Raw genomic sequence first — 19,405 nt, forward strand, 5'->3', positions numbered from 1 at the left:
TGCGGTTTAGTTTATTATGATCTCCCGACCATTGATGGTGTACTCAAAGGGTACAATGATCTGCAGGTACTCTAATGCCTTTTGCACGGTTTCCGTTTGAAAGCTGCCTTTGAGGCGACTGTGTTTTAGCTTATCGTTGTTGATGATGATCTTCACGTCGTACCAGCGCTCCATTTTGATGGCCAGTTCATCGAAACTGTCGCCATTGAAATTGAGCTTGTTGTATAGCCAGGATGTTTCCTTGATGATGCTGTCGGGTTTATTGCCGGGCAACATGGTTACTGAAATACCGGGTTGCACGGGCTGGTTGCTGTCGGGTGTTGGTGGTTGCGGATCGGCGGCCAGGGAGGCGGTAGTCTCTTCTTTGTTGAATACCAGTTTCTCGTGGGGCCTTAATATTACTTTAGGCGCATTGGGGTCATTCTTTTTCACCACTTCTATGCTGCCCCGCAGCAGAGTGGCTTCGATGGTAGCATCGGAGGCGTATGATTTTACATTGAAGGCCGTGCCCAATACTTTAATGTCGATGCCGGAAGTATGCACGATAAAAGGCCGGCTGGCATCGTGTGTAACGTCGAAGAAGGCTTCTCCTTCGAGGTTCACTTCCCTTCGTTCCGTATTGAAGCTGCTTTGGTAAGTGAGGCGGCTGCCTGCATTGAGCCATACCTGCGAGCCATCCGGCAATACCATCCGGGAGCGGCTGCCTCTGTTGGCCACTACTTCACTGATGGGCTGATTATCGGTAGAGCTTACAAGTGGAATGCGGGTATGCTGGTTGCGGTATATGAAGTAAGATCCTCCTGCGAGCACTACCACGGCGGCAGCGTAACCAATCCAGCGTCGCCAGCGGATGGTACGTACGGGAGCCGGCATTGGTATAACTGAAGTATCTATGGGGGCTGGTGCCTGCAGGATACGTTGAAACCTTTGTTCTTCTTCACTCAATTGTTCCTGCTGTTCGTCGGGGTGTTGTTGCCAGTAGGCCGAAAGGATCTCATACAGGTACTGGTCGCTGCCATGTTGCTGGAGATAGCTGTGCAGTTCTTCCAGTTCGGCCTCGGTGGCCTCGCCGGATAACTTACGGGCAATCAATTCATATATACGCTGTTGCGGCATCAAGTGGCAAGCTTTGTTAATAAAGACAAGCGATTTGATCCGATCTACTAAAAGAATTTTAACTTTTTTTCGGGGAGGCGATCAAGCGTCGTAGAACTTTGAAGTTGCTGACTCGGAGAAAGCCTGCAGCTGCACTTTACCAGTAACACGGACGCCAGACAGGCTAATTCTTTTTAGGCAGTGAAGACTTGTTGCGGGGGAATTTTTCAAAATCTTTCCGAACGGCTTCTGTGATCCGCTGAATAGCGATGGCCATCTGCGCATCGATGGTATTGATCGAGATATTCAATATTTCGGCTACTTCCTTGTACCGGAGGCCGTCTTCTCGGATGAGTTTGAAGATCATTTTACAGCGTGGCGGCAGGGCTTCTACGGCCTGGCGGATCCTTTGATAGGTCTCTGCCGTGATCATGATCTGCTCGGGCGAAATGCCTGTTTCCTGCAGGGCGATATCTATATTGTCGAAAGGCTCAACGATATTTTCCCGGGCTTTTCGGGCCAGGTAGTTGAGGGCCGTGTTCTTGGTAGCGGTATAAAGGTAAATGCGCAGGTTGTTGATGGAAGTAATGGAGTTACGCTGGTTCCACAACCGGATGAATACATCTTCCACGATCTCTTCAGCTGCCTCTTTGGTCTTCACCAACGCAAAAGCGAAGTAGTGCAGGCGTTTATTGTAGATGTGGTAAAGCTCACGGAATGCAAGCTGGTCACCCGCCTCTACCCGTTGCAGTAGAAGCGCCGTGTTTGCAATCTCATGATCCTGATGATGTTCCATAATCGGCAATCGTTAACAAAGAAACCAGTTTTACGGTTGATGCACAAACCTGGCAGATCAGGTGATCCTTTCCTCAGGGCGAAAACAGGTGCATCTGGCTAAATTCCGTAAAACCAAGGTATATCAGTTGCTTAATCCTACACAATCGACATCTCCGCAGCATGTATTGCTGCTTAAGCGCACAAAATACAACAAAAGTATAAGCTAACAACCGTTAGCTCAACTGCAAATAATAATTATCTTTGGAATACTTAAACATGTAACCATGTCTGTACAGGAGCTGGAGAAGATCTTCCAGGGTAAAGTAGACCAGGAGATCAAGATCGAACCCAAAGATTGGATGCCCGATGCTTACCGCAAAACATTGGTGCGGCAGATCAGTCAGCACGCACATAGCGAGATCGTAGGTATGCTGCCCGAAGGCAACTGGATCAGCCGCGCCCCCAGCCTCAAGCGCAAGGCGATCCTGCTGGCCAAAGTGCAGGACGAAGCCGGTCATGGCCTTTACCTGTATTCGGCTGTCGAAACACTGGGCACGCCCCGCAACCAAACCATCGAAGACCTGCACAGTGGTAAGGCGAAATACTCCTCTATCTTCAATTACCCCACGCTTACCTGGGCCGATATCGGCGCCATTGGTTGGCTGGTGGATGGCGCAGCCATTCTCAACCAGGTGATGTTGTGCCGTACGTCGTATGGTCCCTATGCACGCGCCATGGTACGCATATGTAAGGAAGAAAGCTTTCACCAGCGCCAGGGTTTTGAGATACTGTTGGTATTGTCGAAAGGTACCCCCGAACAAAAGGCCATGTGCCAGGATGCTATCAACCGGTGGTGGTGGCCTTCGTTGATGATGTTTGGACCCAAGGACGGCGAATCGACCCACTCGGACCAAAGCATGACCTGGAAGATCAAACGCAAAAGCAATGATGAACTGCGTCAGCAGTTCGTGGATATGATCGTAGAACAGGCGAAGATCCTGAACGTTACCCTGCCCGATCCTGCGCTCCAATGGAATGCAGCAAAGGGGCACTATGATTTTGGAGAGATCGATTGGGTAGAGTTCTGGAATGTGGTGAAAGGCAATGGGCCCTGCAACAAAGAAAGACTCGAGGCAAGGCGCAAAGCCTGGGACGAAGGCGCCTGGGTGCGCGACGCCGCTGCCGCCTTTGCCGAAAAACGCGCTGCCCGGCAGGCACAACAAGTAGCCTGATCATTCAACTTAAATTAGTCCAATGAACATACGACTCACCAAATATTATTACGGCGATATTCCGGAAGAAAATACCGGTGGCGGTGCCGGCACCGTAACTGTCAAAGACGTAGCCGGCTGGCCCTTGTGGGAAGTCTTTATACGCAGCAAGCAAGGCCTCGATCATAAGCATGTTGGCAGCCTGCAGGCCGCCGATGCGCAAATGGCCATTGAAAATGCCCGCGATGTATATACCCGCCGTTCAGAAGGCATCAGCATCTGGGTAGTGGAAAGCAAACACATCCATGCCTCCAATCCCGACGATGCCGGCGCCTTCTATGAACCCGCCAACGACAAAGTGTACAGGCATCCTACATTTTACGACCTGCCCGAGGAGTTGAAGCATATGTAGGATATGTGTATTGCCGGCCTTACAACGGTGCCGGTTATTTTGTTATCTGTAACGATCATTCATGTATCAACCTGTAAATACACAAGCAGCTAACCTGGTAAACTACCTCCTGCACCTGGGCGATAATGCGCTCATTTTATCGCAACGCAATAGCGAGTGGTGCGGGCACGGACCAGTGCTGGAACAGGATATTGCCATCACCAACATATCGCTCGACCTCATTGGGCAGGCACGCAGCTTTTACCAGTATGCGGCCAGCCTGGAAGGTGGAGATGCCACAGAAGATAGCCTGGCCTATCTGCGGGGCGAACGAACTTATCTGAACTGCCTGATGAACGAGCTGCCCAATGGCGATTGGGGACAAACCATCATGCGCCAGTTCTTTTTCAGCGTTTACCAGCAGTTGTTGTATAATGCCCTGCTCCAATCTAGGGATGAAACTGTGGCTGCCATTGCCGAAAAGTCGCTGAAAGAAGTAACTTATCACGTGCGCTGGAGCAGCGAGTGGGTGATCAGGTTGGGCGACGGTACCGATGAAAGTCATGCCCGTATGGAGAAAGCGCTGAATATGCTTTGGAGCTATACCGGCGAATTTTTTATGCCGGCGGGCTATGAAACGGCCGCCGTTGCCGAAGGCATCGGTGCCGATGTAGCGGCTTTGCAGCAACGATGGATGGAACAGGTGGCAGCCGTATTGCAGGAAGCCACATTGCCGGTGCCTGTTGCGGGCAAAACCTGGATGCAGTCGGGCGGTAAGGAAGGAAAACATTCCGAGCACCTCGGATTCCTGCTGGCCGAAATGCAGTACCTGCAACGTGCTTATCCCGGTGCAACCTGGTAAGCGGCGTTCATAAAACCTATTGAATTTGAGCAGCGTTATCAACATATCAGTAGCAGCCATATGGTCATTGCTGGAGCAGGTAACTGATCCGGAAGTGCCTGTGCTGTCGGTGATCGACCTGGGCATCGTACGTGATGTGCAGCTGCGTGGCGATGATGGCGTGGAGGTAACGATCACGCCTACTTACAGCGGGTGCCCGGCCATGGATGTCATCAGCATGCAAATCAGGATGCTGCTGCTGGAGCAGGGCTTTAAGGAGGTGGTGGTGAAACAGGTATTGTCACCAGCCTGGACCACCGGGTGGATGAGTGAAGCCGGGCGGCAGAAGCTGCTGGCCTATGGCATAGCCCCTCCCAACCAGGTGCAGCAGGTATGCAGACAGGAGTTGTTTGCCCCGCACGAAGCCGTGGCCTGTCCGCAATGCGGCTCTTATCATACCCGCCTGGTGAGTGAGTTTGGCTCTACCGCCTGCAAATCGTTGTATCAATGCAACGATTGCCACGAACCGTTCGATTATTTCAAATGTCATTAAAAGCTTCAAACTATATCCATGTCGTCTGTTCTATTTCAAATCGAAGCCAATGTGGCGGTGATCACGCTCAATCGTCCCGATAAGCTGAATGCCTTCAATCGTGATATGGCATTGTTGCTGCAACAACAGCTGGATGAATGTGCCAAGCTCCAGGAAGTGCGTTGTGTGTACATTACCGGCGCGGGTAAGGGATTTAGTGCCGGGCAGGACCTGGCCGAAGTGATTGCACCCGATGGCCCCACGATGACGCAGATACTGAGTGAACATTATAATCCCATCATCGACCGCATACGCAAGATGCCCAAGCCGGTGGTGGCGGCGGTGAATGGCGTGGCGGCCGGTGCAGGCGCCAATATCGCCTTGTGTTGCGATATCGTGGTTGCATCAGAATCGGCTTCCTTTATCCAGGCCTTTTCGAAGCTGGGGCTCGTGCCCGATAGTGGCGGCACCTATTTCCTGCCCCGCCTTATTGGTTGGCAAAAAGCCTCGGCGCTTTCGATGCTGGGTGATAAAATATCGGCTGCCGATGCCGAGCGCATGGGTATGATCTACAAGGTGATTGCTGGCGAAGGATTTGGTTCGGCAACCTTACAACTGGCTCAGCAAATGGCGCAGATGCCCACTCAGGGGCTGGCATTGATCAAGCAGGCATTGAACCAGTCGTTTACCAATAACTATGAACAGCAGCTCGCTTTGGAAGATAAGCTGCAACAGGAAGCTGCTGCCACCAACGACTTCAAGGAAGGCGTCAATGCGTTCCTGGAGAAAAGAGCACCCCTGTTCACGGGTAAATAATCCCACACTAGTAAGCTACCAATCAAGATTATCATATGCAGGCAGATCAACTGGCCGTACAGGTTGTTCAAAAGATGATGGAGCACGATGCCTTCAGCCAATGGCTGGGCATACAGGTGCTGGAAGTGAAAGAGGGCTATAGCCGTATTCAAATGACGCTGAGAGACGAAATGCTGAATGGATTTGGCGTTATCCACGGCGGCGTTACCTTTTCGCTGGCTGATAGTGCATTTGCGTTCGCCTGCAATAACCGCAACAACCTCTCGATGGCCCTGGATGTGTCCATTACCTTTACGAAAGCCGGTTCTCCCGGCGACGTACTGATGGCTGAAGCAAAAGAAGTGCACAATGGGCGCAGTACGGGGCTGTACCTGATCAGCGTAACCAATCAGCAGGGACAGTCTGTGGCCGTATTTAAAGGCACCTGCTTCCGGACAGGCAGGCCGTTGGTAGAGCAACCAGCCAGCGCTGAGCCATCTACCGGTTTAGTATAAAATCTGCTACACATCTACCATTAATCCATTTCACCATGATCTACTCTTTTAAGGGGTTCATTCCGGTTGTTCATCCCTCTTCATTCGTGCATCCCCAGGCGGCCGTAACAGGCAATGTGATCATCGGCAGGGACGTATACGTAGGACCGGGAGCCGCCATCCGCGGCGACTGGGGAGGTATTGTCATTGAAGACGGCTGTAATGTACAGGAGAATTGTACCATACATATGTTTCCCGGGATTACGGTAGTATTGAAAGAAGGGGCCCATATTGGCCATGGCGCTGTAGTTCACGGCGCCATCATAGGCAGAAACTGTTTGATCGGGATGAACAGTGTGATCATGGACAATGTGGTTTTGGGCGACGAATGTGTGGTAGGCGCCCTTTCGTTCATAAAAGCCAACGAAAAGATACCGGCCCGCAGCCTGCTGATGGGCAACCCAGCCCGGGTGGTAAAACAGGTGAGCGATGAAATGATATCGTGGAAGACCTCCGGCACAAAACTATACCAGGCACTGCCGGCCGAAATGCAGGCCGACTGGGAGCCCTGCGAGCCGCTGCGGGAGGTGCCGGCCAACAGGCCCACGCAGGAGGTATTGTACAAGACCTGGCAGGAAATAAAGGGCCTGGGGGAAGCAGGGGTATAAAACATTATCTTTGCACCTCGCAATGGAAAAGTCAAACTTTGTAGATCAGATCAGGATATTTTGTCGCAGTGGACATGGAGGTGCTGGTAGTAAGCACTTTATGCGTACTAAATTCAATGCCCAGGCCGGTCCCGACGGGGGTAATGGCGGTAGGGGCGGCCACATAATTCTGCGTGGCAACAAAAACCTTTGGACGCTTTTACACCTTCGTTATTATAAGAACGTACTGGCCGAAGACGGCGAAGGGGGCAGTGGTAACAACTGCACCGGTCGTTACGGTAAAGACGTGATCATCGACGTGCCGCTCGGTACGATCGCCCGCGATGAGGAAACGGAAGAAAAAGAAGTGGAGATACTGGAAGACGGTCAGGAGGTAGTATGGATAAAAGGCGGCCGAGGCGGCCTCGGTAATGCCGAGTTTGCCACGGCTACCAATCAGGCACCCGAACATGCCCAACCCGGTGAACCCGGCGAAGAGGCGTGGAAGGTATTGGAACTGAAGGTATTGGCCGATGTAGGGCTGGTAGGTTTCCCCAATGCTGGCAAATCGACCTTGTTGTCGGTGATGACAGCCGCCAAACCCAAGATCGCCAATTACGCGTTTACCACGATCACGCCCAACCTCGGCATGGTGGAGTACCGTGAAGGCCGTAGCTTCTGTATTGCCGATCTGCCTGGTATCATTGAAGGCGCCGCCGAAGGCAAGGGCCTTGGCCATCGTTTCCTGCGGCATATCGAACGGAACTCCATTTTGCTGTTCCTGATACCGGCCGATAGCAACGATCACCGCAAAGAATTTGATATCCTCGTCAACGAACTGGAACAATACAACCCCGAGTTATTGCATAAGCAATTCATCATCGCTGTTAGTAAGAGCGATATGCTCGACGATGAACTCAAAGATGCTGTCCGGAAGGAACTTCCGGAGGGCGTTCCCCACATATTCATCTCCTCGGTACTTCAGAAGAACATTCAGAGCCTGAAAGACCTGCTCTGGAAGGTATTGAACGAAGAGAACAACAAAGTATAAGGATCGATATACACAACGAAAGATGCTGCTGGCTCAACGCCGCGGCATCTTTCGTTGATTTAGATTAGCTTTGGTAGCTACTAACCAATGCCTGTCTTATGTCAATCCTCAACTCGCGGTTCGTTCGAACCACCTGGTACCTGTGTTCGTTGGTGTTGTTGTTTATCTCCCGGTTATTAAAATCCCTATGGTTGTTCTTTCCCGGTATCCTCTTTCTGGTACTGGCAATGTGGTGTTTCTGGAGCCTCAACCAGGGCAAGGATATTATCGTAGCCTTTACGGAAAACCACCAGGCCAAAGCCTTCTTCTTCATCGCTATTGCATTCTGGATATATGTAACCTGGTATTCGGCCAGGGTGGTGGCTTACCTTAAAAAAGCCAAACAGGAAGACCGGATCGATCAGATAGCAGAGAGCCGGTCAGCTTCACAAAAGGAGTTGAACAGGAGCAATCCGCGGTTCTTTGAACTCCCGCCGGTCTGGCTGCAGGTATTTCCGCACATTCTCGGTTTTGCCTGTCTGTTGACAATCGAACTGGCGGTGTTGCAATCGCCCGTGCTGGGCGTAGATGCCATACCGGGTGCCAAGGCTGCCTGGTTCTTCTTGCTGGGGATGATCATTTCCTGGGGCCTGGATGGCATGGTGAGAGACTTTGCGTCAAAGCAATTGCGTGTATCGCGTATCCTGTTTTATGTTGCGCTGGGCGTTTTCCTGCTGGCTGCCATACTGGTGATCAGCAATAAGAAAGGATCGATCTTATCGCTGTTATGGGTATTGCTGCTGTTGCACATCGTATTCCTCATTTACATCAACCTGCGCAAAAAGGTAGTGCCCGCAGCAACTGCGGGCCGTCCGTTTATACTGAAGCGTTTCATGTACTGGCTGATGGACTTCCTACGCATACCCCGTACAGAAACAGGTTATTTCCTTTGGTTCAACCTGGTAGGCCTGGCAGGGTTGGTCATTTACATCATGGCTATTCAGTCGATCAATATATCCTGGCAACTGGGACCTTTCCCATTAGTATTGTTGGCCTTTGCGGTGTTGTTGGGCTTTGGCAATATCCTCACGGCCCTATCAGTAAAGATCAGTATCAACCTTCACTTCATCGTATTCCTCATTGCATTGCTATTGGGCTCTACCGAAACGCACTATGTGCGTACGAAGCCGGTAGAAACGCCTGCGCAAAAAGGCATATTCAGCCAGCGGCAGGATATACAGACCTATGTGCGGAATTGGGTGCGTGACCGTGGCGCTGCCATCGATAGCGCCCGGGGCAATTATCCCGTCTATTTTGTATTGGCCAACGGAGGCGCCTCCCGCTCGGGTTACTGGACCGCCTCGGTACTGGGCAAACTGGAAGATGCCACAGCACGCACCAGCGATCCTTTTTCACAACACGTATTTTGCCTCTCGGGCACTTCGGGTGGCGGCGTAGGAGTTGCGACTTTCTTTTCCCTGCTTTATGAGCGCAACAAGCTACTGAAGGAGACGGAGGTTTCTTTCCTCGGCTCTGCACGATTATTTCTTAAAAAGGATTTCCTCACCCATACGCTGGCGCATATGCTGGGGCCCGATTACTTCAAGTATATATTTCATGTCAACAATGATGAACTGACGGATAGGGCCGGTGCCCTGGAAGAGACCATTGAGTTGGGGGCTAATAACGTGCGCGACCCCCTTCGGGCGCGGATGGATGAACCGCTGTCGAAGATGGTGGCGTTGAACAATCAGCCCTATCGGCTACCTATACTTTGTATCAACACCACGCGGATGCAGGATGGCAATCCCGGCGTGGTTACGAATATCCGGTTGAACAAAGAGATCTTCAACAATCGCGTCGATGTATTGGGTATCCTTAATGATACACTCGATATGCGTCTTAGTACGGCCTCCATTATGGGCGCACGTTTTCCGTATGTAAGTCCGGCGGGCCGCATCGATCAATGGCTGCCGGAGCAGGTGCGGGTTAAGAAGAACGACAGCCTGCTGATACATTACTTTGTGGATGGTGACTACTTCGATAATTCGGGAGCCGGTGTTGTACAGGAAATGATGCGGGCTATGTTGATACAGGCCGATACTTCTACGGACCAGCTCTTCAAAAAGCGCGTGAGTAAGTTACAAATGGTGGTAGTGCATATAACGAACAGTCCAGTCGGTGTTGCGCCCCTGGGAACGGTGCCGCCTATCAGGAACGACCTCTCCTCGCCCATTTTAACCGTATTGGGCGCCTACGATATGCAAACCACGGTCAACGACAAGCGACTGATCAATTTTTTGCGTGATGTAGATCGTGACTCCGTGTGCCATGGCGCCGAGTATTATCCGGTACACCTGTATAAGGATGCGGCGGAAAAAAGTGCGGCCAGGCTTCGGGGCGATACGCTGAAGGAGGTGCCCTATGCCATGAACTGGTTTATCTCCGATACCACGCTGAAACGCATGGATGCCAGATTGTTTGACCATCCCAGGCTCGATAGTTTGATAAAAAGGATCGTTAAACAATAGTTGCAGATCAGGATGGCTGATAGATCAGTAATGCGTGCAGGTGCACGCCTGGTGCAGCGCGTAATAAAATCTTAATCTGCCTAACCGGTGTATTATTTGCTTTGCCTCGAAAAAGGCCGTATCTTTATTGTGCTTACATAATCTCCCGCTCTGCCTCGATGATTGTTTTCCCAACCTGATTGTTCAGCCTCTTAGATTGCTTTTCAAGCGCATTGCTTGCATACAACCATTAATCATTCAATTAAATTCCTTTTGTATGAAAAAGCAATTCGTGTATGTTATTACCAACATCATCCGTAACAAGTTTATCATCACCGGGTTCTCCCTTTTCCTGATCTCAGGCGCCTCCTTTGCACAAACCAGGAATGTAGCGCTTGTAGGGCCTGTAATGCCCGTCAGTACCGCAACTGTGCGGCATATTGGCAATCCGGAGGGCAGTGCCGTGTTCCAGGTGCAATACGATAACCCCCTGGGCGAAAAATTTTCCCTGACCATCAAGGACAGCGATGGGGCTACGTTGTACCAGGATAACTACAGCGATAAGAAATTCGATAAGAAGTTTCAATTGCCCGACGGTCAGTCCGATAGACTTAAGTTCATCATCAAAAGCCCCAGCAGCAGCCAGCCACAGGTGTTCGAAGTGAATACCAATACCCGGGTGATCGAAGAGGTAGTGGTTAAACGAATCGGTTAATTGCCCTTTTCCATACTGGATGTTCAGCCGCCTGTGGCGGTTGAGCATCCTTTTGTTTATGCTGTAATGTGAAATTGCGCGAGGCACGGGCAAGCCGCTGCCTTTTGCCCAGGTGGGCCACCTCTTACTACCCTAAAGCGGTCAATGTACCATGTCGGTAAGCGCCTCCCTCGAACAATAGAGCTTCTTCATTCCTGTGTATCAGGTACATAACAAGTAACTAACGAACGGTATTTAGCAATTACAGAATTTTCAAGTACGTTTGCCATCTAAAAAATATCCCTTTATGAAGAAGCTCTTTATAGCGATTGCTTTAATGGTTTCAGTATTCAGGTCGATGGCAGATGAAGGCATGTGGTTGCCGCTGCTGTTGGGCCAGCAAGTGTATAGCGATATGGTGAAGCGTGGCCTCAAGCTTACCAAAGACCAGCTGTATCATATCAACAAAGCGTCTATCAAGGATGCGATCATTATATTCAACGGAGGTTGTACCGGCGAGATCGTGAGTAATGAAGGCCTTATATTCACCAACCATCATTGTGGTTATGATGCGATAGCCCGGGCCAGCTCGGTAACCAACAATTATCTCAAGGACGGTTTTTATGCGAAAAGCAAGGGCGAAGAAATTCCCTCCGAAGGCATGTATGTGGAATTTCTGCTGAAGATCGAAGATGTGACCAAAGAGATTGATGAAGCTGCAAAAGACGCTACCGGCGCCGACCGGATCGGTAAAGTAAATGCAGCAGTAGCCGAAGTAAACAAGCGCTATTCTGATGCGGCAAAAAATATCATTGCACGGGTAAGTCCGCTGTTCAAAGGCAATCAGTTCCTGGTGTTCGTTTACCAGCGTTACACGGATATCCGCCTGGCGGGTGCACCTGCTGAAAGCATTGGCAAGTTCGGCGGCGATACCGACAACTGGGAGTGGCCCCGCCATACTGGTGACTTCTCCGTATTCAGGGTGTATGCGGCGGCCGATGGCCAGCCTGCTGCCTATGCCACCAGCAATATTCCTTTAAAACCCAAATACTCCCTGCCTGTTTCGATCAAGGGGATCAAGGATGGGGATTACGCCATGATCTACGGCTATCCCGGTGGTACCAACCGGTATGAATCTTCTTATGGCGTAAAGCAGAAGATAGATATCAGCAACCCTACCCTGGTGAAGTTGCGCGACATGCGCCTTAAGTATATGTTCGAGCAAATGAAGAACGATCCCGCTATCAAGCTGCAGCTTGCTTCGGACTATGCTTCCATTGCCAACTATTGGAAATTCTTTGATGGCGAAACCAAGCAGTTGGTGAAGTACGATATCTACGATAAGAAGAAAACGTCTGAAGCGAAATTCCAGGACTGGGCCAATGGCAAGCCGGAATACCAGACTATTTTCAAGGACTGGGGAGCTGCTTACGATGCCTGGAGGCCCTACAGCAAGCACCAGGTGTACCTGAATGAAGGGATATTTGGTTCTCCGCTGCTGGCATTTGCCTCCAGCCTGCAGCAAGTTGAAAACGCGATTGTGAAGAAAGGTAGTTCGTCCGATATCAAAAAGGCAATGGACGCTGCGGCGGAAGCCCGTACCGAATTTTTGAAGGAAGAGAACAAGACCTCCGACCAACAGATCGTGGCCACCGTGTTGATGATGTATTACAACGACGTAGACAAAAGTCAACACCCCATCGGGTTCTACGAGAGTTTGAAAGGCAGTTACGGCGACCTTAAAGAGGAAGCCACCTACAAGAAGTTCGCTGCCAATGTATTCAATAACACCATGATCTTCGACGAAGGCAAGTGGAAGGCATTTGCCACCAACCCCGATGCTACCGTATTGCAGGCCGATCCGGCTTATGCGACGGCTTCGGCATTTGTGAAGAACTGGGTGGGCAAATACCTGCCCCAATCGCAGCAGTTCAATGCAAGGAATGCAGAGCTGGGGCGCCTGTACCTGAAGGGCATTCTGAACATGGACACCGTGAAAGCGAAGAAGATGTATCCCGATGCCACTTTCACTATGCGGGTAAGTTATGGCAACGTAAAAAGCTACCAGCCACGCGATGCTGTTAAATACGACTATGTAACTACCTTGTCGGGCGTGTTGGAGAAATATAAACCAGGCGATTACGAATTCGACCTGCCTGCGAAGCTGTTGGAGCTGGCCAGGAAAAAAGATTATGGTCAATACGCCGATCCCGTGCGGAAAGACCTGGTCGTAGGCTTCATCACCACGAACGACATTACCGGCGGTAATTCGGGTTCGCCGGTCATAGATGCCAACGGCAACCTGATTGGTCTGGCCTTCGATGGTAATTATGAAGCACTTAGCCACAAGATCGCTTTCGATCCGGTTTATAATCGCACCATTTGTGTGGACGTACGCTACGTATTGTGGTGTATTGATAAGCTGGGCGGCGCTTCCAATATCATCAAGGAACTGAAACTGGTGAAATAGTATTTAGATCAGGTTTGATCTGGATCAAACCCTGCAATCGTTTGCTTCCGGCAACGGTTGCAGGGTTTTCTTATTGCACGGTTAGGTAAATATTCTTAATGCTTAAAACAAAGTAGAGATACGTCTTAATATATCAACTTTTTTACGTTATTTGGAGGAAGAATCAGAACTCGAACCCAACCAATCCCAAATCCATGAGCCGCCCAGCAGCCAGTGAAAACCTGTTGCATGACATTGAACAGGAGATGGCATCCCAACAGGATGCAAAAGCCGAATTACGGTTCCTCAATTATGTTATAGACCTCCTCAGTTTTTATGCCATCGTTATTTCCGGAGTATTCCTTGTAGCATTAACCGCGTATGGTGGTAAGGTGTTTCAGGTAATTGCCAGCATGTCCGATTTCTCGGATTTTGTATTGCTGCACGTATTTTACGGATTATACATGCTCGTGGTAGAAGGCGTGTTCAAAGGCAAAACGCTTGGCAAGCTGATTACGGGTACCCGGGTAGTTCACCAGTATACCGATTCTTTCAGCTGGCGCGATGCCTTTAGAAGGGGCATCATGCGGATGATACCCCTTGAGTATTTTACGGCATGCGCAGGCAGCCCATTCCACGACCAATGGACAGATACCAGGGTGGTGATGGAAAAGAAGAAATAATTAGCTAACTATTAATGGTTCCCATGTACACGCTGTGCGACTGCCTGCTTCTGTCGGCCGCCGTGAAAGACATGTACACGTGATAGGTTCTTCCTTTGGTGGCGGGGATCTTAAGCACATCCATACCCGTACTTCTGAATTGCCCGGTGATGTTAAAACTTGCCGCCGCATTTTTGATATCGTAAGCCAGCAACATCACCTGGTCGTAAGGGCTGCCTCCATCTACGGGATCACTACCCCAGGTAAACAGTAACTCATCCGGTGCTGTTTTTTCCACCGTCATATTTTCCGAAAGCGGCAGATCGCCATAGCTGACCTGAACAATGGCGGGGTTGATCTGCGTAGTTTGGCCATTGGGCTCGAAAGCATTCAATAAATTCCACGACATAGCTGCATTCATGCCTTCAATGGGATAATCATAATCCTTAAATCCCTGCCGGAGAAAAACAAGTAAAGGCTTTAGCCAATGGTGTGTCCTGGCGAACTTGTTCTGATTGTCTTTCTCCTTTTTAGTCACTTTGCTTGTACGCTCCTTGTTGGGTCCTTTCATGTAAGGTTGACCCTTCCAGGAGGAGCCGACAACGGTTCCAACTTTCCCGCGAAAAGGGCCGTTAATGCCTGCAGATAGCTTTGCCATAGGTATTGTTTTTTTATAAATATAAGCTGAATTAAATGCATAAAAAGCTCTTAATGAAAATGCAACAAAACCGGTCCAAACGCGCCAGGTATTCGGATATACCCGGGCTTGGTCCGGGTTTGGTGCGGGCTTGGTGTGCGTTCAATCCCTGTTTAATAGGCCGGAAAAATGGGTGCAGGTACGCTCTCTGCAATGTTAAGATGGTTTGGGTTTGGTCTTATCCGGCAACAAATTCAGCGACCTACCACGAAAGGGTAGTCAAGGGTAAGCTGGCCAACTAGCGATAACCCTTATGTGCAATGTGTTGATAGTTTTTCGGCGGAGAGCAGGTTATTTTGCAGGGCTGTTATCCTTCCAATGCCATAAGTGGATGCAGGCATACGTGCGGTAGGGACTCCATTTGGCGGAGATCTTCAGCAGATCGGCTTTGAACTGCTTTTTGTCTTCGCGGTCCAGCTTATAAATGGCAGCGATGGCGTTTTGCAGACCGAGGTCGTCGACGGAGAAAACATCTTCACGGCCCAGTGCAAACATGAGCAGCATTTCGACGGTCCAGCGGCCTACTCCTTTGATCTGCGTGAGGTAGGTGATCACCTCTTCATTCTCCATCTTGTTGAGTGTCTTGAGGTCCATGCCCTGCTCGAGGGTGAAGCGGGCAACGTTTTGAACGTAGTTGACTTTGGCATTAGAGAGGCCGATGCCCCGCAGTGTTTCGAATGGGGTGTCGATGATCTGTTGCGGCGTGGGTTCTTTACCGCCGTAGATATTGAGAAAGCGTTTGTAAATAACATCGGCCACCTTGGTAGACAACTGCTGACTCATGATGGACGCGCAGAGATAGATACAGATGTTCCTGCGCTTCTTCAACGTAAAGCCTTCATGCTGTTCAATGAACTTCTTTAGGCGTTTGTCTTTGAGCAGGTGGTTTTTGTAGAGCATGTGTTAAGGTTGTACAAACAAAGCAACATTTGTTGTGGCGTTCATGCAGCGAAGTTATCATTTAGCGTTGTTCGTGCCCTAAGTTATTATCTTTTGGGAAGACTAGAGCAGCTTTATAGCTTTGCAGGATGAACGAAAGGGAGATCATGATAACCGCAGATGGGTCGGCCACCATTGCGATACCTGATATGCAGGTTACCTATCATTCGAAGCATGGGGCCGTGCAGGAATCAGAACACGTATTCCTGGCTGCGGGTTTAACTCCCTTGCTGCGCCAGCATACCACCCTTCGTATTTTTGAAATGGGCTTCGGCACCGGCCTCAACGCCTTGCTCACTTTAATACAGGCAGCCAGCCAGCAACAAATGATCCACTATCAATCAGTAGAAGCCTACCCACTGGAACCAGCCATAACCGATCAGTTAAATTATATCGAACAGTTGCAGCGACCCGATTTGACAGATGAATTCCATCAACTGCATACTTCTCCCTGGGGGCAATCCACAACAATCACTCCCTGGTTTACGCTGGTAAAATTCCATACAAGCCTGTTTGACCTACCGCCCATTGAACCGGTGCACCTCATCTATTACGATGCGTTTGCGCCAGGTGCACAACCCGAACTTTGGACAACAGATGCCTTTGCTCAATTATTCAACCTGCTGTTGCCCGGTGGCGTATTGGTGACCTATTGTTCGAAAGGAGATGTACGGCGGGCCATGCAGGCCGCTGGCTTCGTGGTGGAGAAGATTCCCGGCCCGCCGGGTAAACGTGAAATGGTAAGGGCACACCGGCCTATTCCTGAAAAATAATAGGACGGGCAACTCCGTAGGTCCTTAAACGCCAAACGGCGTGCTATGCACGCCGTTTGGCCAGATATTTTTGTTTCGTTATTCGAATGAATAGCTAACCCTTCCGTCCTTTTCGTCCTTGAGCAATATGCCCAATTGCTGCAACTGGTTGCGGATCTTGTCAGACGTGGCGAAGTCCTTTTTGCCTCGTGCATCTTTGCGGATCTCGATCAGCAGGTCCAGCACGCCATTCAGCTTTCCATCTTCATTGGCCATTTCGCCCTTCAGGCCCAGGATGTCTTCCAGGTAGGCCTTGAAATACTGCTGCAAACGGTTGAAGGTGGTTTCTGAAACAGCCGTAACAGGGATCAACTTATCGCGCATGGAGTTGATGACCGGCAGAATCTCGAACAGGTTCGCCAATACCTTCGCAGTACTGAAGTCGTCGTTCATAAATTCGTCCATCTCCGTCAACAGGCGATTAACTTTCGTATCGGTATCTTCTCCATCACTGCCTGCACTGCCATTAGCCGAAGGGGTGCCGGTATACGTCAGCTTTTTAAGGTTCTCATAACCCTCCCACAAACGCTTCAATCCTTTCTCGGCAGCTTTTAGCGCTTCGTTGCTGAAGTCGAGCGTACTGCGGTAATGCGTTTGCAATATCGAGAAACGGATGGTCATGGGGCTATAGGCTTGCTCCAGCAGCGGGTGGGTGCCGGCAAACATTTCAGTAAGTCTGATCTGGTTGTTGTAAGCCTTGCCCATCTTTTTGCCGTTCACCGTGATCATATTGTTGTGCAGCCAGTAGCGGGCCGGTACATGCTTATTGCAGATGGTGCTTTGGGCGATCTCGCTTTCGTGGTGGGGGAACTGAAGGTCCATGCCGCCACCATGGATGTCGAACTCGGTGCCCAGGTATTTGGTGCTCATGGCCGAGCATTCGATATGCCAGCCGGGAAACCCTTCGCCCCAGGGGCTCACCCAGCGCATGATGTGTTGTGGTGGGGCCGATTTCCACAAAGCGAAATCCTGCTTGTTCCTTTTTTCATCCTGCCCTTCCAGGTCGCGGGTCGTTTCCAGTTGGTCATCCAGTACACGTCCGCTTAGTTTTCCGTATGGGTAGCCCTCTGCGTATTTCTTAACATCGAAATAGACCGAACCGTTTACTTCATAGGCATAACCTGCTTCCATGATCTTTTTGATCATCTCGATCTGCTCTACGATATGGCCGGTAGCCGTGGGTTCAATGCTGGGTTCATTGTTGTTGAATTGCAACATGGCCCAATGAAACAGGTTGGTGTATTTTTGAACCAACTCCATGGGCTCAAGTTTTTCGAGCACCGCTTTATTGGCGATCTTATCTTCTGCTTCCCTGCCTTCTTCTTCGAAATGCCCCGCATCGGTGATGTTCCTTACGTACCGGACTTTATAGCCAAGGTGTGTGAAGTAACGGTAGATCACATCGAAAGTGATATAAGGTCGGGCATGTCCAAGATGACTTTCTCCGCTCACGGTAGGTCCGCACACATACATACCCACGTGACCGGGCGTAATGGGGGTAAACACTTCTTTTTGCCTCGTATAGGAGTTGAATACCTTGAGTTCACTCATAATTAATCGTTGATATCAGTATACGAATAAAATAAATTGGGAAAATGCTGTATGGCCAACACAAAAATAAATTTATCCTGCCACAACAGGACAGCTAAAACAACAGGAGGGATGGAAAAACATCGGCATAAAGCAAATATAGGGTTTTATTCAGTGGGCTTTAGCTGGAGGTCGGCCAGTACCGGGTAGTGATCCGAATAGGGTACCGGAAACCTTTTGCATTGCAAAACGTCGAACCGTTTGTCGGCCATGATGTAATCGATGCGCAGGGTGGGCGACACATCGCGGTAGGTCCGTCCGATCCCATTACTGGCTGCGATAAAGGCATCCTGCCGGTCGCCCCGGATATGGAAATAGGTGTATGAATTGGGCACGTCGTTGAAATCTCCGCAGAGGATCACGGGGTAAGGGCTTTTGTCGAGCAGTTCCCGGACGATATCTACCTGTTTGCCACGGGATGCGTAGCCCTGTCGGAGTTTTTTGAGGATGGATTTGGAAGCGTCCAGCATACTGTCGTCGGCAGTACGGATCATACGCAAACGTTCATAGTCTTCTTTTTGGAAAAGGACCGACTGCAGGTGAGTGGTGTATACCCGGATGGTTTCCGGCCCCAGGTCGATATCGCAGGAGATGAGACTCTCTGCGGCGCGTAGCTGCACCGGACCGGGATACCGGAGGCGCATGCTATCGACAATGGGAAACCGCGAGAAGATCGCTACCCCTACTTCGAGGGGGCCTCCCTTACGTCCATAGTCGATCACTTTATAATGATAGGGATAATTCATTTTCTGAATATCCTTCAGGTTGCTGTAGTTGACCTTATTCGTTTCGAAGTATTCCTGAAAGCAAAGTATATCGGGATCCTGTTCTTTGATAAAGGCGAGCATTTGCTTACGGCTGGGATAGGCGCCTTTGGTGACGCGCTTCTGCTCATCGAACCAGCGTACATTCCAGGTGAGTATACGGATGCTTTTGTCGGCTTTGGCGGTTTTGAATTCGCTGGAGTGCAGGCCAATGAGTGCGCGGATATTCGAATAACCCAGCAGCAGCGCTGCCAGCGACAGAAAGGCCCACCGTGATTTGAACAGTGTCCAGAACAAGAGGAATAAGATGACGAGTATCAGCAGAAAGGGGAACGCCAGGCCCAATATGGCAAAGAACCACCATTTTTCAGGATGCAGGAAAGCGTTGGCACAGGACAGCAGGAACAATGCTACTATACCAATATGAAAAATGATGAATATGCGCTTTGCAATGGTTCGGATGGCCATGGTTAAA

Annotated in this window: 19 protein-coding genes; 13 read left to right on the plus strand and 6 right to left on the minus strand. The window is 50.2% G+C overall.

The window, feature by feature from the left end:
* Positions 1 to 6: 6 nt before the first annotated feature.
* Positions 7 to 1,116, minus strand: a complete 1,110-nt coding sequence (locus tag P2H89_RS00325; RefSeq protein WP_275824466.1) for a FecR family protein — start codon at positions 1,114 to 1,116, stop codon at positions 7 to 9.
* A gap of 163 nt (positions 1,117 to 1,279) precedes the next feature.
* Positions 1,280 to 1,891, minus strand: a complete 612-nt coding sequence (locus P2H89_RS00330) for an RNA polymerase sigma-70 factor (RefSeq protein ID WP_275824467.1) — start codon at positions 1,889 to 1,891, stop codon at positions 1,280 to 1,282.
* A gap of 265 nt (positions 1,892 to 2,156) precedes the next feature.
* Between P2H89_RS00330 and paaA the strand changes: the two genes are divergently transcribed.
* The 12 genes from paaA (at position 2,157) to P2H89_RS00390 (ending at position 14,149) form a co-directional block, all read left to right on the plus strand.
* Positions 2,157 to 3,104 carry a 1,2-phenylacetyl-CoA epoxidase subunit PaaA gene (gene paaA / locus P2H89_RS00335; protein ID WP_275824468.1) on the plus strand — a complete coding sequence of 316 codons (948 nt, stop codon included), beginning with the start codon at positions 2,157 to 2,159 and terminating at the stop codon, positions 3,102 to 3,104.
* A 22-nt stretch (positions 3,105 to 3,126) separates the two neighbouring features.
* Complete coding sequence (paaB, locus tag P2H89_RS00340; protein ID WP_275824470.1) at positions 3,127 to 3,495, plus strand: 1,2-phenylacetyl-CoA epoxidase subunit PaaB; 369 nt, start codon at positions 3,127 to 3,129, stop codon at positions 3,493 to 3,495.
* A 61-nt stretch (positions 3,496 to 3,556) separates the two neighbouring features.
* Positions 3,557 to 4,336 carry a 1,2-phenylacetyl-CoA epoxidase subunit PaaC gene (paaC, locus tag P2H89_RS00345; RefSeq protein ID WP_275824472.1) on the plus strand — a complete coding sequence of 260 codons (780 nt, stop codon included), beginning with the start codon at positions 3,557 to 3,559 and terminating at the stop codon, positions 4,334 to 4,336.
* Positions 4,337 to 4,361: 25 nt separating this feature from the next.
* A complete protein-coding gene (gene paaD / locus P2H89_RS00350) occupies positions 4,362 to 4,868 on the plus strand; it encodes a 1,2-phenylacetyl-CoA epoxidase subunit PaaD (RefSeq protein ID WP_275824473.1) in 507 nt (168 codons plus the stop codon).
* A gap of 18 nt (positions 4,869 to 4,886) precedes the next feature.
* Positions 4,887 to 5,663: an enoyl-CoA hydratase-related protein gene (locus tag P2H89_RS00355; protein ID WP_275824474.1), complete on the plus strand. Its 777-nt coding sequence runs from the start codon at positions 4,887 to 4,889 to the stop codon at positions 5,661 to 5,663.
* A gap of 35 nt (positions 5,664 to 5,698) precedes the next feature.
* A complete protein-coding gene (gene paaI / locus P2H89_RS00360) occupies positions 5,699 to 6,157 on the plus strand; it encodes a hydroxyphenylacetyl-CoA thioesterase PaaI (protein ID WP_275824475.1) in 459 nt (152 codons plus the stop codon).
* A 35-nt stretch (positions 6,158 to 6,192) separates the two neighbouring features.
* Positions 6,193 to 6,804, plus strand: a complete 612-nt coding sequence (locus P2H89_RS00365; RefSeq protein WP_275824476.1) for a transferase hexapeptide repeat family protein — start codon at positions 6,193 to 6,195, stop codon at positions 6,802 to 6,804.
* Between the two features lie 22 nt (positions 6,805 to 6,826).
* Positions 6,827 to 7,834, plus strand: a complete 1,008-nt coding sequence (obgE, locus tag P2H89_RS00370; protein ID WP_275824477.1) for a GTPase ObgE — start codon at positions 6,827 to 6,829, stop codon at positions 7,832 to 7,834.
* 98 nt (positions 7,835 to 7,932) lie between these two features.
* On the plus strand, positions 7,933 to 10,344 hold the full coding sequence (locus P2H89_RS00375; RefSeq protein ID WP_275824478.1) for a hypothetical protein: 2,412 nt from the start codon (positions 7,933 to 7,935) through the stop codon (positions 10,342 to 10,344).
* Between the two features lie 256 nt (positions 10,345 to 10,600).
* The gene (locus tag P2H89_RS00380; protein ID WP_275824479.1) at positions 10,601 to 11,038 is read left to right on the plus strand and encodes a hypothetical protein; all 438 of its coding nucleotides are present in this window, start codon (positions 10,601 to 10,603) and stop codon (positions 11,036 to 11,038) included.
* 286 nt (positions 11,039 to 11,324) lie between these two features.
* Positions 11,325 to 13,487: a S46 family peptidase gene (locus tag P2H89_RS00385; protein WP_275824480.1), complete on the plus strand. Its 2,163-nt coding sequence runs from the start codon at positions 11,325 to 11,327 to the stop codon at positions 13,485 to 13,487.
* A gap of 194 nt (positions 13,488 to 13,681) precedes the next feature.
* Positions 13,682 to 14,149: an RDD family protein gene (locus tag P2H89_RS00390; protein WP_275824481.1), complete on the plus strand. Its 468-nt coding sequence runs from the start codon at positions 13,682 to 13,684 to the stop codon at positions 14,147 to 14,149.
* A 4-nt stretch (positions 14,150 to 14,153) separates the two neighbouring features.
* On the opposite strand, the gene P2H89_RS00395 is transcribed toward P2H89_RS00390, so the two are convergent.
* Both P2H89_RS00395 and P2H89_RS00400 read right to left on the minus strand, forming a co-directional pair.
* The gene (locus P2H89_RS00395) at positions 14,154 to 14,786 is read right to left on the minus strand and encodes a DUF6266 family protein (RefSeq protein ID WP_275824482.1); all 633 of its coding nucleotides are present in this window, start codon (positions 14,784 to 14,786) and stop codon (positions 14,154 to 14,156) included.
* 330 nt (positions 14,787 to 15,116) lie between these two features.
* Positions 15,117 to 15,725, minus strand: a complete 609-nt coding sequence (locus P2H89_RS00400) for a DNA-3-methyladenine glycosylase 2 family protein (protein ID WP_275824483.1) — start codon at positions 15,723 to 15,725, stop codon at positions 15,117 to 15,119.
* A gap of 146 nt (positions 15,726 to 15,871) precedes the next feature.
* Here P2H89_RS00400 and mnmD point away from each other — a divergent pair, with 146 nt between their 5' ends.
* Positions 15,872 to 16,537, plus strand: a complete 666-nt coding sequence (mnmD, locus tag P2H89_RS00405) for a tRNA (5-methylaminomethyl-2-thiouridine)(34)-methyltransferase MnmD (RefSeq protein WP_275824484.1) — start codon at positions 15,872 to 15,874, stop codon at positions 16,535 to 16,537.
* Between the two features lie 78 nt (positions 16,538 to 16,615).
* Here the strand turns inward: mnmD and cysS are convergent, their stop codons facing one another.
* Together cysS and P2H89_RS00415 are read right to left on the minus strand one after the other, a co-directional pair.
* A complete protein-coding gene (gene cysS, locus P2H89_RS00410) occupies positions 16,616 to 18,127 on the minus strand; it encodes a cysteine--tRNA ligase (protein WP_275824485.1) in 1,512 nt (503 codons plus the stop codon).
* A gap of 146 nt (positions 18,128 to 18,273) precedes the next feature.
* A complete protein-coding gene (locus P2H89_RS00415; protein ID WP_275824486.1) occupies positions 18,274 to 19,398 on the minus strand; it encodes an endonuclease/exonuclease/phosphatase family protein in 1,125 nt (374 codons plus the stop codon).
* Positions 19,399 to 19,405 lie beyond the last annotated feature (7 nt).

It is taken from the genome of Paraflavitalea sp. CAU 1676, from assembly GCF_029223285.1.
In the GTDB taxonomy this organism is placed as follows: Bacteria; Bacteroidota; Bacteroidia; order Chitinophagales; family Chitinophagaceae; genus Paraflavitalea.

Excerpts from the sequence above, each read along its gene's own strand:
- P2H89_RS00325 (WP_275824466.1), bottom strand. The coding sequence starts at position 1,116 with ATGCCGCAACAGCGTATATATGAATTGATTGCCCGTAAGTTATCCGGC.
- P2H89_RS00330 (WP_275824467.1), bottom strand. The coding sequence starts at position 1,891 with ATGGAACATCATCAGGATCATGAGATTGCAAACACGGCGCTTCTACTG.
- paaA (WP_275824468.1), top strand. The coding sequence starts at position 2,157 with ATGTCTGTACAGGAGCTGGAGAAGATCTTCCAGGGTAAAGTAGACCAG.
- paaB (WP_275824470.1), top strand. The coding sequence starts at position 3,127 with ATGAACATACGACTCACCAAATATTATTACGGCGATATTCCGGAAGAA.
- paaC (WP_275824472.1), top strand. The coding sequence starts at position 3,557 with ATGTATCAACCTGTAAATACACAAGCAGCTAACCTGGTAAACTACCTC.
- P2H89_RS00355 (WP_275824474.1), top strand. The coding sequence starts at position 4,887 with ATGTCGTCTGTTCTATTTCAAATCGAAGCCAATGTGGCGGTGATCACG.
- paaI (WP_275824475.1), top strand. The coding sequence starts at position 5,699 with ATGCAGGCAGATCAACTGGCCGTACAGGTTGTTCAAAAGATGATGGAG.
- P2H89_RS00365 (WP_275824476.1), top strand. The coding sequence starts at position 6,193 with ATGATCTACTCTTTTAAGGGGTTCATTCCGGTTGTTCATCCCTCTTCA.
- obgE (WP_275824477.1), top strand. The coding sequence starts at position 6,827 with ATGGAAAAGTCAAACTTTGTAGATCAGATCAGGATATTTTGTCGCAGT.
- P2H89_RS00375 (WP_275824478.1), top strand. The coding sequence starts at position 7,933 with ATGTCAATCCTCAACTCGCGGTTCGTTCGAACCACCTGGTACCTGTGT.
- P2H89_RS00380 (WP_275824479.1), top strand. The coding sequence starts at position 10,601 with ATGAAAAAGCAATTCGTGTATGTTATTACCAACATCATCCGTAACAAG.
- P2H89_RS00385 (WP_275824480.1), top strand. The coding sequence starts at position 11,325 with ATGAAGAAGCTCTTTATAGCGATTGCTTTAATGGTTTCAGTATTCAGG.
- P2H89_RS00390 (WP_275824481.1), top strand. The coding sequence starts at position 13,682 with ATGAGCCGCCCAGCAGCCAGTGAAAACCTGTTGCATGACATTGAACAG.
- P2H89_RS00395 (WP_275824482.1), bottom strand. The coding sequence starts at position 14,786 with ATGGCAAAGCTATCTGCAGGCATTAACGGCCCTTTTCGCGGGAAAGTT.
- P2H89_RS00400 (WP_275824483.1), bottom strand. The coding sequence starts at position 15,725 with ATGCTCTACAAAAACCACCTGCTCAAAGACAAACGCCTAAAGAAGTTC.
- mnmD (WP_275824484.1), top strand. The coding sequence starts at position 15,872 with ATGATAACCGCAGATGGGTCGGCCACCATTGCGATACCTGATATGCAG.
- cysS (WP_275824485.1), bottom strand. The coding sequence starts at position 18,127 with ATGAGTGAACTCAAGGTATTCAACTCCTATACGAGGCAAAAAGAAGTG.
- P2H89_RS00415 (WP_275824486.1), bottom strand. The coding sequence starts at position 19,398 with ATGGCCATCCGAACCATTGCAAAGCGCATATTCATCATTTTTCATATT.